The 14,678-nt window shown below is 73.0% G+C and carries 13 protein-coding genes; 8 read left to right on the plus strand and 5 right to left on the minus strand.

The annotated features are described in order from the left end of the window. Window positions 1-454: 454 nt before the first annotated feature. Genes OG896_RS00775 through OG896_RS00790 form a run of 4 tightly spaced genes read right to left on the minus strand, consistent with a single transcriptional unit; the run spans window position 455 to window position 4,829 of the window. The gene (locus OG896_RS00775) at window positions 455-967 is read right to left on the minus strand and encodes an AAA family ATPase (RefSeq protein WP_329361369.1); all 513 of its coding nucleotides are present in this window, start codon (window positions 965-967) and stop codon (window positions 455-457) included. A gap of 47 nt (window positions 968-1,014) precedes the next feature. Beyond that, window positions 1,015-1,941, minus strand: a complete 927-nt coding sequence (locus tag OG896_RS00780) for an ROK family protein (protein ID WP_329361370.1) — start codon at window positions 1,939-1,941, stop codon at window positions 1,015-1,017. 6 nt (window positions 1,942-1,947) lie between these two features. Then, on the minus strand, window positions 1,948-2,970 hold the full coding sequence (locus OG896_RS00785) for a LacI family DNA-binding transcriptional regulator (protein WP_329361372.1): 1,023 nt from the start codon (window positions 2,968-2,970) through the stop codon (window positions 1,948-1,950). Further along, the gene (locus tag OG896_RS00790; RefSeq protein WP_329361374.1) at window positions 2,967-4,829 is read right to left on the minus strand and encodes a class I mannose-6-phosphate isomerase; all 1,863 of its coding nucleotides are present in this window, start codon (window positions 4,827-4,829) and stop codon (window positions 2,967-2,969) included. The genes OG896_RS00785 and OG896_RS00790 overlap by 4 nt, the downstream gene beginning before the upstream one ends. Before the next feature lie 116 nt (window positions 4,830-4,945). On the opposite strand from OG896_RS00790, the gene OG896_RS00795 reads away from it, so the two are divergent. From OG896_RS00795 to OG896_RS00820, 6 genes are all read left to right on the plus strand, one after another. Next, window positions 4,946-6,238, plus strand: coding sequence for an ABC transporter substrate-binding protein (locus OG896_RS00795; protein WP_329361376.1), 1,293 nt, complete (start codon window positions 4,946-4,948; stop codon window positions 6,236-6,238). Next, window positions 6,226-7,182, plus strand: coding sequence for a carbohydrate ABC transporter permease (locus OG896_RS00800; RefSeq protein WP_329361377.1), 957 nt, complete (start codon window positions 6,226-6,228; stop codon window positions 7,180-7,182). Before OG896_RS00795 ends, OG896_RS00800 begins: the two co-directional genes overlap by 13 nt. Further along, complete coding sequence (locus OG896_RS00805; protein WP_328473405.1) at window positions 7,179-7,991, plus strand: carbohydrate ABC transporter permease; 813 nt, start codon at window positions 7,179-7,181, stop codon at window positions 7,989-7,991. Before OG896_RS00800 ends, OG896_RS00805 begins: the two co-directional genes overlap by 4 nt. Before the next feature lie 98 nt (window positions 7,992-8,089). Continuing rightward, complete coding sequence (locus tag OG896_RS00810) at window positions 8,090-11,392, plus strand: alpha-mannosidase (RefSeq protein ID WP_329361378.1); 3,303 nt, start codon at window positions 8,090-8,092, stop codon at window positions 11,390-11,392. An 86-nt stretch (window positions 11,393-11,478) separates the two neighbouring features. Then, window positions 11,479-12,066, plus strand: coding sequence for a hypothetical protein (locus tag OG896_RS00815; RefSeq protein ID WP_329361379.1), 588 nt, complete (start codon window positions 11,479-11,481; stop codon window positions 12,064-12,066). 139 nt (window positions 12,067-12,205) lie between these two features. Continuing rightward, window positions 12,206-13,255 carry an adenosine deaminase gene (locus OG896_RS00820; RefSeq protein WP_329361380.1) on the plus strand — a complete coding sequence of 350 codons (1,050 nt, stop codon included), beginning with the start codon at window positions 12,206-12,208 and terminating at the stop codon, window positions 13,253-13,255. Between the two features lie 35 nt (window positions 13,256-13,290). On the opposite strand, the gene OG896_RS00825 is transcribed toward OG896_RS00820, so the two are convergent. Further along, window positions 13,291-13,737 carry a DUF1772 domain-containing protein gene (locus OG896_RS00825; RefSeq protein WP_329361382.1) on the minus strand — a complete coding sequence of 149 codons (447 nt, stop codon included), beginning with the start codon at window positions 13,735-13,737 and terminating at the stop codon, window positions 13,291-13,293. A gap of 90 nt (window positions 13,738-13,827) precedes the next feature. Between OG896_RS00825 and OG896_RS00830 the strand changes: the two genes are divergently transcribed. Beyond that, complete coding sequence (locus tag OG896_RS00830; protein ID WP_329361384.1) at window positions 13,828-14,406, plus strand: TetR/AcrR family transcriptional regulator; 579 nt, start codon at window positions 13,828-13,830, stop codon at window positions 14,404-14,406. A gap of 45 nt (window positions 14,407-14,451) precedes the next feature. After that, the gene (locus OG896_RS00835; RefSeq protein WP_329361386.1) at window positions 14,452-14,673 is read left to right on the plus strand and encodes a nuclear transport factor 2 family protein; all 222 of its coding nucleotides are present in this window, start codon (window positions 14,452-14,454) and stop codon (window positions 14,671-14,673) included. Window positions 14,674-14,678 lie beyond the last annotated feature (5 nt).

The following is a 14,678-nucleotide window of genomic DNA, read 5'->3' on the forward strand; positions in this document are numbered from 1 at the left end:
CAGCCCCCGCGCAGACTCGCGCTGTCGTCCGGCACGGAAGGCGCCTGACAGGATTCGTCCCCATGACCACGGACACCGAGCACTGACCAACCCCTGCTGGTGACGGCCCGGTTGGCGCCACGGCCGGGTTTTCCACACCTCGCACCCCACCTTCAGCGGCATGGCCGACGTCAAGCGGTTGGCCGCCGAATACCGGTCGGTCCTCGCCCGGTTGGACGGACTCGACCTCGTCCCCGACCGCTGGCTGCACCTCACCATGCAGGACATCTGCTTCGTCGGCGAGGTCCCCGAGAGCGCCGTGGACGCCATCCTGACGGCCGCGCGCCGTCGGCTGGCGGCCCTACAGCCGCTCGACGTCACGCTCACCGCGCCGATCGTCGCCCCGGAAGCGCTCCTTGCCCCAGTCCGACCACCAGCCCCCGTACGTCAGGTGCGCGGCGCCGTAGCCGGCGGATCAGGTGGCCGCGGCCAGGAACGCCAGGGCCGTCGCGAGATTGGACGGCAGGGCCGTCATCGCGTCCAGCACCAAGCGGTGGTCGGTCCACGGGGCGTACTCCTCCCGCAGCCGCTCCACCGCCTCCCATGTCGGCTCGGCGAAACCCTCGATCCCGCGGGATCGGGCTTCCAGGCGCCGGCGATGCACCGCCCGGTCCGAGCAGACCACCTCGATGAACGCCGCCCGCACGCCGTGCCGCTCGGCCAGGGACCGCCACTGCCCCCGCGCCGCGTCCACCGCGTTGACCGCGTCCACGATCACCGTCTGGCCCAGGGCCAGCGCATCGCCGGCCACGGTTTCGGCCACGACGTACGCCGCCAGGCCGGTGGGCTGGCCGCGGGAGACCCCCGCACGCCACATCGCCGCTTCGATCGGGTCGACCGACACGACCGGAGCGGCCAGTTCCCGTCCCAACGCCCGCGCGACCGTGCTCTTCCCCGCACCGGGCAGCCCCGCCATCGCGATCAACATGCCGCCACCCTCGCACGTCCGACCGGCCCGCCGACGCGCCTGCCCGCTCACGCCCGCACCGCGTGTTCCGCCGCGCCGAGCAGCGCCAGGTCCTCCCCGTCCCGGCGCACCGCCAACCGCAGTGCGGCCAGGGTGGGGTGGCGGGCCGTCAGGCCGGCGGTGAAGGGCGGTCCGAGCCGGTCCCACGCCGCGGTGGCGGAGCCGCCGACCACCAGCGTGTCCGCCTCGAAGGCCGCCAGCCAGGGTGCCAGGGCGCCGCCCAGGGCGTGCAGGGCGTCGTCGATGACGACCTGGGCGACCGCCTCGCCGTCCGCGGCCCGGGCGGACAGCCCGCGCAGGCCGTCCACCGGCGCGCCGGTGAGCGCGGTGTAGCGGGCGGCGAGCGCCCGGGTCGAGACGGCGTCCTCCAGCGGCCGGCCGCCGATGGCCAGCAGGTCGGCGCGGCCTTCGGGCGGGACGCTGGGCCCCGCCACCACCGGGGTGCCGCGGTCGAGGAACGCCGAGCCGACACCGGTGCCGAGGGTGATGGCGACCAGCCGCCGCCCCCGGCCGCCGGTGCCGCGCCACGCGCCGAGGCCGAACGCGTGGGCGTCGTTGAGGAAGCGCAGCCGCGCCGGCCCGCACCCCAGCCGTGGGGCGAGGCGGTCCGCGACGGGCAGGCCGTCCAGGGCGGCGAACTTCCCGACGTCCCGGTAGCGGGCGGTCCCGGTGGCGTAGTCGAACGGGCCGGGCACGGCGACACCCCACGTGCCGCCGACCGTCCGGCCGCGCAGGGCGGGCGCGGCCAGTACGCGGTTGGCCGCGTCGGCGAGCGCGGCGAGGAAGTCCTCCGCGCCGGTGTTGGGCCGCAGCGCCAGGCGCTGCCGGGTGCCGTCGAGGACACCGGCCCGGTCGGGGTCGACGGCGGCGGCCGTGACGTGCGATCCGCCGACTTCGAGCACGGGTATGGCGCCGGGCGCCTGGGTGGAGGTCACGGCGGCCTACCGGGGTACCGGGTGGTCGATGAGCGTGGTCGAGATGGTCACCCGCCGCGGGTGCAGGGGCACGGTGCTGCGCTGGCGTTCGAAGAGCAGCGTCGCGGCCGCCCTGCCGACCTCGGCCGGGTCGTAGGACACCACGGTCAGCGGCAGGTGCAGCAGGTCGGCGAGTTCGATGTCGTCGAAGCCGGCGAGGGCCACCGGCTCCTGGTCGGCGGGCCGGTCGCGCAGGGCCAGCAGCGCGCCGACGGTGTTCCGGTTGTTCGCCGTGAGCAGCGCGGTCGGCCGGTCGGGCAGGGCGAGCATGGCGCGGGCCGCCTCCTGGGCGAGCGCGCTGTCGCCGCGGTGCCGGCTGACGTAGCGCTCGTCCACCGCGATGCCGGCCTCCTCCAGCGCCAGGGCGTAGCCGCGGAAGCGCTCCGAGCCGGTCCACAGCGAGGGGGGCAGGCCGAGGAAGCCGATCCGCCGGTGGCCGCGCTCGATCAGCCGGCGGCACGCGGCGCGGGTGCCGCCGAAGTCGTCGACGAGCACGCAGTCCACGTCGACGTCCATCGGCGGGCTGGCCGCGAGCACCACGGGGGTGTCGCGGAGCCGTTCGCCGCCGAGGTGGCTGTGGTCGTGGCTGGCGGGCACGACCACCAGGCCGTCCACCCCGCGGTCCAGCAGGTCGGTGACGACGTCGCATTCGACGTCGGGGTCCTCGCTGGTGCTGCCGAGCATGACGCGCGCCCCGTAGCGGACGCACACCTCCTCGACGCCGACGGCGAGTTGGGAGTAGAAGGGGTTGGCGAGGTTGGTGACCACCAGGCCGATCAGCTCGTTCGGGCCGCCGGAGCGCAGCCCCCTGGCGAGCTTGTTCGGGCGGTAGCCGAGCGCGGCCACCTCGGCGAGCACCCGCTGGCGGGTGGCCTCGCCGATGCCGCGCTGCCCGCGCAGGGCGCGGGAGACCGTCATCGTGCTGACGCCGAGCCGTTCGGCGACGTCCCGCATGGTCAGGGACGTCACGGGATCGGGTTCGGTACTCATGCCACCTGCGCCTTGACCAGGCGAGCCAGGTCCGGCCCCTGGTTCTGCACACGGTATGCGGTGACGGAGGCCGGAACCGCGAGAGTCTCCGCATAGTGTACGAAGTGCCGGTCCCCCGCGGCGGTCGTCACGAGCACGCCCTGCCCGTCGACGACGGTCAGCACGTGGAAGCGCCCGGCGGTGTCCTGCTCCGCGGTGCCTTCCGGGTCGATCACGAGCCGGCGCACCTCGAAGAACATGTCGGGCAGCGCGCCGAGGAGTTCCTCGCGCCAGCCGTCGCCCCGGTGCAGGGTGCGGGGCCGCTGGACCAGGTCGCGGGGCACGGCCTCGCCGGAACGGCGCGGGTCCAGGTTGCGGAAGGCGTGCTCGACGTGGACGGCGCGCTGCCGGTCGGCGGCGTCCCTGCGCAGCCAGTCGTAGAAGCGCAGGGAGTACAGGTACGGCGTGGCGCTGACTTCGAGGACGACGTTGCCCTCGCCGCTGCCGTGCGGGGTGCCGGCCGGCACGAGGTAGAGCTGGCCGTCCTCGGCGGGGAAGGTCTGGACGTAGCTCTCGATGTCGAACTCCTCGCCGTGCGCGTCGGCGGCGTGCGCGCGGGCGTGGAAGGCGTCGACGTCGGCGTCCTGGCGCAGCCCGAGGAAGACCTTGCTGTGCGCGCTGGTCCGCATCAGGTAGTAGCTCTCGTGCTGGGTGTAGGGCCAGCCGAAGACGGTCCGCATCTCGTCGCCGCGCGGGTGGCAGTGCACCGAGAGGTTGCCGCCGCCGACGGTGTCCAGGTAGTCGAAGCGGATGGGGAAGGAGGTGCCGAAGGTCTCGTGCACGTCGGCGCCGAGCATGTCCACGGGGGCGAGGGCGACGACGAGTTGGAAGGGCACCTCCACGCTGCGGCCGGTGCCGGAGCTGGTCCCGGAGTCAGTGCCGGGGCCGGAGCTGGTGCCGGGGCCGGTGCCGGAGTCAGTGCCGGAACCGTCGTCGCCGAGCAGCACACCACTCTCCGGCGCGATGAGTTCGTAGCCGAGTGCGGTGTTGGCGGCGCCGCGGTTGTGGCCCAGCTCCTCCTGACCCCAATGCCCGCCCCACGGCGTGGAGTTGAAGGTCGGCAGGGTGCGGAAGGGCTGCCGGGCGAGACGGCGGCAGGAGGCCCGCAGCGCGTGCCCGCTGATCGAGGCCGGCGTTGAGGTATCGGTAACGTCGAACCAGCGGTCGATCCGGTCGGCCGTCGCGTCGCGGTGCCGGTCCTGGAGCGGCCAGTCGATGTAGAACAGCCGCCGCAGGCTCGGGAGTTGGCCGGCCGGTGCGCCGAGGTTGCGGCCGGCGCCGCGCCCGACGGCCGCTTCGGCGTACCGCTTGGGGACGTCGGCCCACCACACCGCGTCCACGCCGGGCGCCGACGCGGCGCCGGGACCGACCACGACGCGGAGCGCGCCGCCGCTCCCGCCGCCCGTGCCGCCAGCCGGCCCGCCGTCCTCCGACCCGGACGCCGGCGACGCCAGCGCCGCCAGCGCGCCCGGGTCCAACAGGTCGGACAGGCTGCCACCTGCGAGTCTCGCGAAGTCCGGGTCGTCGCGCAGCGTTTCGGACTCGGTGAGGCGGCGGATGTCGGCCCAGTCGCGCGCCGCGTCGCGGACGTCCGCGACGGTGACGCGGGGGCGGGTGGCGGCGAGGGCCGCCGTCAACTCGCGTGCGACGGACTCCCATTCGACGGCCGCGGGCCCATCGACCGCGAGCAGCCGGACGGTTGTGCCCAGGGCGTCCGCCGCGTCGGCCCATCCCACCATGACGGTGCCGTCGCTCACGGGGTAGCGCGGCCGGGGGTCGTACTGCGACGCCTGCACTGTGGCCTGTGGACGGTCGACCATGTCACCAACCTTATCGAGATAACGTCAACGTTAAGTCTTCTCAAACCCTGAGCACACCTGTACGTTACCGATAACTTAGCAGGCCGCTGAACCCGTGACGAGGGGGTCCCATGGGGATGATCGACACGACCCGGACGGTAAGCCGGCGCACGGCGCTGGCCGCGTCGTTCGCCGGGGCCGCCGCCCTCGCGCTCAGTGCCTGTGAGCGCGGCACACTCACCAAGCCCGCACCGGCCGACACGCTCTCGCTCTTCAACGACAACCCGAGCTGGACGCCCGGATACCACGCCGCCGGAACCGAGTTGCGCCGGCTCGGCGGCTACCGGCTGGCACCGCAGGCCGTGCCCAACGTCAGCAACTACCAGCAGATCGTGCGGATGTCCGCGCAGACGGACTCCACCGCCGACCTCGTCAAGTGGTGGAACGGCTACCGGCTGCGGGACGTCGCCCGCGCCGGCATCCTCGCCGACGTCACCGGCGCGTGGGACGAGGCGAAGAGCCGCGGCTGGTGCGACGACCCGGCGCTGCGCGAGACGTTCACCGCCGACGGCCGGCAGTACGGCGTGCCCCTGTACAAGTCGTACTACGCCGTCTTCTACAGCAAACCGGTCTTCGCCCGGCTCGGCGTCGGGGTGCCCACCACCTGGCAGGAGTTCCTGCACGTGGTGGACACCGCGCACGCGCGGCACATCACCCCCATCTCGTCGGGCGGCGCGACCAGTTGGGAGTCGTCGATCTGGTTCCAGCAGCTCGTCAACGGGCTGGACCACCAGTTCTACCTCGACCTCGCCGCCGGCAAGCGGTCGTACACCGACGCCGAGTGCCGCCAGGCGATGGGGGTGTGGAGCGACCTGTACCGGCGCGGCGCGTTCTCCTCGCCCGACGCGTCCGTCTCCGACCTGCCGGGACGCTTCGCGCAGGGCACCACCGCGATGTGCCTGCACGGCACCTGGAACACCGGCGCGTTCCTCACCGCCGGCATCAAGAACGCGGACCTCGGCGCGTTCCTGCTGCCCCCGCCGCCCGGCGGGACGAGTTCGGTGGTGGTGGAGAGCGGCGTGCTGGCGGTGTCGGCCAAGGCCCACAAGCGCCAGGGCGCCCTCGACACCGCCCGCACCTGGTTCGACCCGGCCGTGCAGCGGGCGTGGACCGGTTTCCTGCGCGACACCTCCGCGGACCCGTCGGTGGTGCCGGACGTGGGGGCGGTGCGCGAGGTCGCCGCGCAGGTCCGTACGCAGCGGCCGGCGCAGGCCATCCGCTACTGGGAGGCGTCCCCACCGGTGCTGATCGAGGGAAACGTGCAGGATCTCAGCGCCTTCATGATCGACCCCACGGCCGCCCGGGCCGCGCGGACCCTGGCGAGCATGCAGCGCCGAGCCGAAAAGGAGTGGAAGGCGTGGAAGTCCTGACCTCTGGAGCCAAGACGGTCCCCCGCACGACGGCCCGCCGATCCGGGAACCCGGCCCGCGTGCCCCGGCACGGCGGCGTCCGGCGCGCCGCATGGGTGGGTGCGTTCCTCGCGCCCGCCGTGGCGCTCGTCGCGGCGCTGCTGGTGGTGCCGTTCGCGGTCACCTCCTACCGCAGCCTGTTCGACGACAACGGCATCACCGCCCACTTCGTGGGCCTGGCCAACTACCGTGCGCTGCTCACCGACCCCGACTTCGGCCGGTCGCTGCTCAACACGGTCATGTGGGTGGTCGGCACGCTGGTCCTGCCGGTGCTGCTCGGCCTGGTGCTCGCGGTGCTGACCCACTCGGTGCGCTGGGGCGTGGTGGCCCGCACCGCCGTGGTCATCCCCTACGCCCTGTCCGGCTCCGCGACGGCCCTGCTGTGGACGTACCTGCTGAAGTCCGACGGCGCCGTCAACCAGACGCTGCACGCCATCGGGCTCGGCGGCTGGCAGCACGACTGGCTGCTGCACTGGCCGCTGAACACGATCGTGATGATCGTGGCGACGACCTGGCAGTCCACCGGCGCCGCCCTGCTGCTGTTCCTGATCGGGTTGCAGACCATCCCGACCGAGACCATCGAGGCCGCGAAGATCGACGGCGCGCAGGGCCTGCAGCTGTTCCTGAAGGTGATCGTGCCCCAACTGCGGCCCATGACCGTGGTCGTGGTGGGGATGTCCATCGTCAACAGCCTCAAGACCTTCGACATCGTGTGGCTGCTGACGCAGGGCGGCCCCGGCACCGCGTCCGAGACGCTGGCCCTGACGATGTACCGGCAGACCTTCACCCTCAACCGGTACGGCTACGGCGCGGCCGTGTCCGTCGTGCTGACCGCGGTGGTCGTCGCGGCGTCCTGGCTCTACCTGCGCCGGCAGGTCCAGCCGCAGCGGGGAGGCGTGGCATGACCGGCCGGGCCGTACGCCATGTGCTGGTCGCCCTGGTCTCGGTGCTGTGGCTGCTGCCGACCTGGCTGGTGGTCGTCAACGCGTTCACCCCGTCGAAGCAGTACACCGGCTCGCCGCGGTGGTGGTTCGGCTCCTGGGGCCTGACCCGGAACATCCGCGCCGCGTTCTCCAGCGCCGACGTCGGGCGGGGCCTGCTGAACACCTTCCTGTACGCCGTCGTGGGCGCGGCGATCGCGGTGGTGATCGCGGCGCTGGCCTCCTTCGCGGTCACGGTCATGCCGGTCCGCCGCCCGGCGATCTGGTTCTGGGCCATCTTCATCGGCACCGTGCTGCCGTTGCAGACCTTCCTGTCCCCGCTGTTCACCGGGTACGCCCGCACCGGCCTGTACGACACCCAGTACGGGATGGTGCTGATCTACGTGGCGCTCACCGTGCCCTTCGCGTTCTTCGTCAACCGCAACTTCATGATGACCGTGCCGCGGGAGATCTCCGAGGCCGCCCAGCTCGACGGCGTCAACTGGCTGCGGATGTTCCTCTCCATCCACCTGCCGCTGGCCAGGAACGCCCTGCTGGCCGCGTTCATCTTCCAGTTCACCTGGATCTGGAACGACCTGCTGTTCGGCATCACGCTCTCGCTCAGCCCCAACGTGCGGCCGGTGATGGCCACCCTGGCGGACCTGAGCGGCAACTACTCCACGGTGGGCCCGCCCGTCGTGCTGGCCGGCGCGCTGGTCGCGTCGGTGCCCACCGTGGTGCTCTTCTTCGTCTTCCAGCGCTTCTTCGTCAACAGCCTGCGCCTGACGTCCTGACGTCAGCACCTCCGGACCGCACCACCGGCGTCCCGACGCCGGCACCCGCGGACCGCACCACCGACGTCCTGACCGAACCACCTTGGGAGAGACAGCTCATGACGACGCGTGCCCTCGTACGCGACCGCCGATGGTCGACCGACAAGGCCCGGACGAGCATGGTCGGCCTCGCGGTCGCCGCCACCGCCCAGGCCGGCGGCACCCGGCTCCGCGCCATGCCGGAACACCTGGTCCGGCGTACCCCGTCCGGCGCGCTGCGCTGCGTACGGATACTGATCGACGGCGACCGGTCCGACCACGGCGGGTGGACCTTCACCGCCGAGGCCGCCGGCGGCGGGTCGATACCCGTGCAGGCCGTGCCCGCACCGGGCGGGCAGCGGCTGCTGCTGCCCCTGGAGAGCGCCCCGCGCGACCTGCGGATCACCGCCACCGGCCACGGCGCCTCCGCGGTGCTCGCCTTCGTCCTCCAGCCGCCGCGCGAGTGGACGATCCACCTGGTGCACCACTCGCACCTCGACATCGGGTACACCGACCCGCAGGGCACGGTGCTCGGCGAGCACGTCGCGTTCCTGGACTCCTGCCTCGACCTGACCCGGGCCACCGACGACTGGCCGGACAACGCCAAGTTCCGCTGGGCGGTGGAGTCGCTGTGGTCGTTCGAGCAGTGGGCGGCCGCCCGGCCGGCGGCACGGGTCGCGGAGTTCATCCAGCGGGTGAAGGCCGGCCAGATCGAGCTGACCGCCATGCCGTACAACCTGCACACCGACACCTGCTCCACGGACGAGCTGCACGAACTGCTGCGGCTGGCCCGCGGCGTCAAGCAGACCCACGGCATCGACTTCCGCAGCGCCATGCAGACCGACGTGCCCGGCACCGTCGCCGGGCTGCCCGACGCCCTGACCCCGCTCGGCGTGCGCTACCTGTCGGTGGCGCACAACTGGGCCGGCCGCTCGGTGCCCAACATGAACGGCGGCGCGCAACTCCCCCGGCTGTTCCGCTGGCGCGCCCCGTCCGGGAACGAGCTGCTGACCTGGATGACCGACAGCCCGCACGGCCTGGCCTACATGGAGGGCCCGGTGCTCGGCTTCGACACCTCCTACGAGATGGTCGACGACCTGCTGCCCGCGTACCTGACCGCGCTCGCCACCAACCCCTACCCCATCCCGCCCGAGCTGTTCGGCTCGCCGGGGCCGACCGCGGGCCACCGCGACCCGTACCCGTGGGACCTGCTGCACCTGCGGGTCCAGGGCCACTTCGGGGACAACGCGCCGCCGCGGCTGATCCTCGCGGAGACGGTGCGCCGCTGGAACGAGACCTGGGCCGCGCCGACCCTGCGGCTGTCCACCAACACGGACTTCTTCACCGACGCCGAACAGCGGCTGGGCGACGCCGTTCCCGTCTTCGAGGGCGACTGGGGCGACTGGTGGGTCGAGGGCGTCGGCTCCGGCGCCCGGCCGCAGGCGATGGTCCGCCGCGCGCAGGCGAAGGTGGCCGACGCGACCACGCTGTACGGCATGGCCGCGCTCACCGACCTCGCCGGACGGGCCGGAACCGCCCCCTCCGCCGAACCCGTCGACTCTGCCGAACCCGTCGACTCTGCCGACCCCGCCGGCCCCGCCCCCGCGCACGCCGCCGACGCCCGGGTCGGCGCCGCCGGCGTCTACCGGTCGATCTCCCTGTTCAACGAGCACACGTGGGGCGCGGCCGACCCCTGGACCCACGGCGACGAGGGGATGTCCTCCGGCGACCAGCAGTGGCACTGGAAGTACGGCTACGCCCTGCACGGCGACAACGACGCCGACACCTTCCGCGACCACGCCTCGGCCGCGCTGGGCGCGGCGCTGCCGACCGCGGCCGGCGCCGACGCCACCTTCTGGGCGGTCAACACCACGTCGGCGCGGCGCACTTCGGTCGTCGCGCTGTTCGTACGCGAGAGCCGCGTCCCACTGGACCGGGCGCTGGCGGTGACCGACGGCCGTACCGGCAAGCCGCTGCCCACCGTCGTGACGCCGCAGGTCAACCCGGTGCACCGGGACGCGGGCCGGTGGGTGCACGTCGAGGTGCCCGATGTCCCGCCGCTCGGGCTGGTCCGGCTGGACCTCACGGCGGGCGAGCCGGGCACCGCGGTCGCCCCGCGCACCGACGGCCACGCCGAGGACGGCGACCGCCGGGTCCCGCTGCCGACCGCGGAGGACCTGGTGCTGGAGAACGACCACCTCACGGTGCGGGTCGACCTGGCCCGCGCCTGCGTCGCCTCGATCACCGAGAAGGCCACCGGCCGCGAACTCGTCGACCAGGACGCCGTCGTGGGCTTCAACGGCTACGTCTACGACACCTACACCTCGGCGCCCGGCTACAACCACCAGGCCAACAAGACGACCACCTCCGACGAGCTGGAACTCCTCGGTTCGCGCTCGCTGGCCCGGCCCGCCGTCCTGCTCGAACGTGTCGACGACGCCCTCGGCGCGCGTCTGACCTACGAGTACGCGGCCGACGGGGTCCACCTCGCCCGCACCACGGTCAGCCTGGGCCGCGACGACGCCCACGTGGTCCTCGACAACCGCTTCGACAAGCCCGCGACCATGGCGAAGGAGAGCGCCTACCTGGCCTTCCCGTTCGCCCTCACCGACCCCGCCGTCCGCTACGAGATCACCGGCGCCCTGACCGGCACCGGCCTCGCCCACGTCCCCGGCGCTCCCCAGCACATGCGCGCCGTACGGTCGTTCGTCGCGCTCGGGGACGCCGGCGGGCCGGTCGCGTGGGTGACGCGCGACGCGCCCCTGGTCGAGCCGGAGACCATCCCGCTGCCGTACGCGCCGTTCCCCGACTCCACGGCGCCCCGGCAGCCGGGCACCCTCTACTCGTGGGTCCACAACAACCTCTGGGACACCAACTTCCCGGCCCAGCAGGCGTTCGACACCACCTTCCGCTACGCGGTCGGCGTCCGCCGGCGCGGCGAGACCATCGCCGCCGAGGCGCTGGGCCTGCGCACCGCCCAGGAGATCGACCACCCTCTGGTGGGCGTCGCCGCGCACGGCGAGCCCGCCTCGGACGACCCGGGCGAGCGCGCGCTGCTCGCCCTCGACGATCCGTACGTGCGGGTCGTCGACGCGGCGCCGGTCCCGGCGCGGGGCGAGGGCCAGGGCCAGGGTCAGGGCCAGGGGCGCGAGGCGGACGAGGGCGGCTCCGAGCCGGCCGACCTCCTGGTCCGCCTCCAGTCCTACGCCGACGAGCCCCGTACCGTCCGGCTGCGCTGCGGCTTCCCCGTCGCGCACGCCGAACGCGCCACCTACCTCGGCGACCACGCGGGCGAGGCCACCCGCGACGGCGCCGACGTGCTCGTGGAGATCCCGCGCCTGGGCAGCACGGCGGTCCGCCTGCGCCCGCGGGCAGGCGGCTGACCGGTTCGGGGGCGGCGCCGCCACGGCGCCGCCGCCCCCGGGCGGTTCGGCCCGATCTCCGCCCCGACCTGCCTACCCTGGGGAGCGTGCCGACCTCGACCTACCACGTACGCAAGACCTCCCTCGGGCTGAAGCGCAAGTACCGGATCTCCGCGGACGACGGGAGCGGGAAACCGGGGAAGCAGCTCGGTTACGCCGAGAAGCAGCTGAAGATGTCCGACGCGCTGGACATCTACACGGACGAGCGGCGCGGCGAGAAGCTGGTGGCCGTCCGGGAGAGCTCGAAGGGCTGGCTCGCCGCCCTGACCGGATACGAGGCGTTCGACCCCGAGGACCGGCTGCTCGGCTCGTTCGGGGTGCTGCCGAGGAAGTCGGTCGATCGCACCACCTGGGAGTTCGAGCAGCCCGGCCTCGGCAGGCTCACCGGCACCGAGCGCAGCGCCACCACCGCGCGGGCCCGGCGGCTGCTGACGCTGCTCGACACGGCCGGGGAGATCGCCGGCGCCCTGGTGAAGTACCACTTCGACTTCACGCGGGACGGCGAGCCGGTGTTCAGCATCGACAAGCCCAAGGTGTTCGACGACTGGTACCGCCTGACCGTGCACGAGGACTCCGTCGACCGGCAGTTGCTCTTCGCCCTGGCGGTGACGATGGAGGCCCGGCAGCGCGGCTGAGCGCGGTGCCGTCCCCGACGGTGCCTTTCAGCCGCCCCCGACTATGCTCGGCCGGTGGCCGGTGGCCCTGGCGAGCGGGCCCGCCTGCCTGCGCTGCCGCGGGAGCTGGTCCTCGCACGGAACTGTACGGAGTCCCACCATGACCGACGCGTTCGTCGCGGCACTGCCCAAGGCCGAGCTGCACGTCCACCTGGAAGGCACGCTCGAACCGGAGATGCTCTTCGCGCTCGCCGCGCGCAACCACGTGGAACTGCCCTGGCCGGACGTCGAACAGGCGCGCGCCGCCTACACGTTCACCGGGCTGGAACACTTCCTGCCGTTGCTGTTCCGGGCCGCCTCGGTGCTGCGCACCCGCCAGGACTTCTACGACCTCGCCCGGTCCTACCTGACCCGCGCGGCGGCCGACGGGGTCCGGCGGGCCGAGATGTTCCTCGGGGTGCAGACGTTCCTCGACGCCGGCACCCCGATCGGCGACCAGCTCGACGCGGTCCTGGCCGCGATCTCCGACGCGCGCACCGACCTCGGCATCGACGGCGCGCTGATCGTCACCAGCCAGCGCCACCGCACCCAGGCCGCCGCGCTGGAGGTGCTGGAGCTGATCGAGCCGTGGCGCGACCGGCTCCTCGGCATCGGGCTCGGCGCGGCCGAGCGCGGCAACCCGCCCGCCAAGTTCGCCGACTACTACGCGACCGCCCGCGCCCGCGGCTACCGCACCACGATCCACGCGGGCGAGGACGGCCCGCCCGAGTACGTCCGCGAGGCGCTGGACATCTGCCGCGCCGACCGGATCGACCACGGCGTCGCCGCCTCGGCCGACCCGGACCTGATGGCCCGCCTCGGCGACGAGGCGGTCCCGCTGACCGTCTGCCCGCTGTCGAACGTCGCCTTGCGCGTCGTGCCGTCCATGGCGGCGCATCCGCTGCCCGCGATGATGGCGGCCGGCCTGCTGGTCACGGTCAACTCCGATGATCCGCCCTACCTCGGCGGCTACGTCAACGACAACTACCAGGCCGTGCACACCGACCTCGGCCTGGACCGGCCCGCGCTGGCGGACCTGGCCCGCAACAGCTTCCGCGCCTCCTTCGACGACCCCCACCGCATCGCCGCCCACCTCGCCGCGGTCGACGCCCACGTGCGCGCGAACCAGCCTCCAGAGCGCGCGTACCGAGCGGCGTCCGCCGCTCGGTGAGCACGGTCCGTCCCCCACGAGGTCGCGGCGGCGGTTCAGACGAGGGCCGCGACCAGCAGGGTGAAGGCGGCGATGATGACGGCGACGCGGACGTAGTGGAGAAGGAGCCAGCGGTCCATCTGCTCCTTCCAGTCGGCGGGCCGGTTGTCGGGGGTCCAGTTCTTGTTCCGGTTGTTGATCGGGACGAGCAGCAGGATCGACATGACCACGCTGACGATCAGCAGCGCGCCGGCCGTGACGACGAGCCCGGTGTGGTGGTGGTGCCACCTGGCGACGGCCCAGACGGCGGTGAGGACGAGCGAGGTGATGTACCAGACCGGCATCACGGCGCCGAGCATCCGGCCCCCGTGCGCGTGGCCTTGCTGCCTGCTGTCCTCGGGGAGCGCGTTGAGGATCGGATTCATGACGAAGGCGACGGAGAACTCCACCCCCACCATCACGCCGACGACCACGGTGGTGAGCACCTCGAGCGCATTGACCATGACGACCCCCTGAGAATCTAGTGTTGCTAGGTGATGAGTCAACGCTAGTACTACTAGAGCTTGCTTGTCTAGCACTGCTAGGATCGGATCATGTCGGTAAAGGAACGCAAGGAGCGCGAACGGGCGGCCCGCGAGCGCCTGATCTTGGCGACGGCCCGCGAACTCGCCGAGCAGCAGGGCTGGGACGCCGTCACCACCCGCCGGCTCGCCGAGCGCATCGAGTACAGCCAGCCCGTCCTCTACAGCCACTTCCGCGGCAAACGGGAGATCATCGGCGCCGTCGCCCTGGAGGGCGCCGCCGAGCTGGCGGCGGCGGTGCGGGCCGCGGCCGCCAGGGCGAACGGCCCGCGCCAGCGGGTCACCGCCCTCGCCCGCGCCTACCTCGACTTCGCCGAGCAGAACCCGGCGGTCTACGACGCCATCTTCCAGCTCGACGGCGGGCTGGCGTTCGCCCAGGAGGAGACCCCCGAGCCACTCAAGGACGCCTTCGCCGCACTGCTGGAGAGCCTGGGCGAGGTCGCCGGGGACGGCGTCCACCCGGGGCTGTTCACCGAGGTCTTCTGGGCCTCCCTGCACGGCCTGGCGACCCTGACCCGGTCAGGCCGCCTCCTCCCGCAGGACGCCGAACCGCGAGTGGCCCTCCTGGTCGACCGCCTCGCCCAGCTCTGACCGCTTAACGCTCTTAACTCCTGCCCCCGCCCCAACGGTACCGCCGTGCGTGGTCGGATGGTCGCCCAGTGCGAGCGCCCGTCCCGAACCGTACGGCCCCCTCAGGGTGGCGCCGCTCAGGGCAGCACCGGAAAGCGGTACAGCAACCACTTCGTGTCGGTGATCACCATCCGGGACCGCGGGATCACGCACTGGCGCGACCGTCTCGACCCCCTGGCCGTACTCGACGCGCACGGCGCCGACGTGCCGGTACGCGAAGCGAACTGACGGAG

The organism is Streptomyces sp. NBC_00669 (assembly GCF_036226785.1).
In the GTDB taxonomy this organism is placed as follows: domain Bacteria; phylum Actinomycetota; class Actinomycetes; order Streptomycetales; family Streptomycetaceae; genus Actinacidiphila.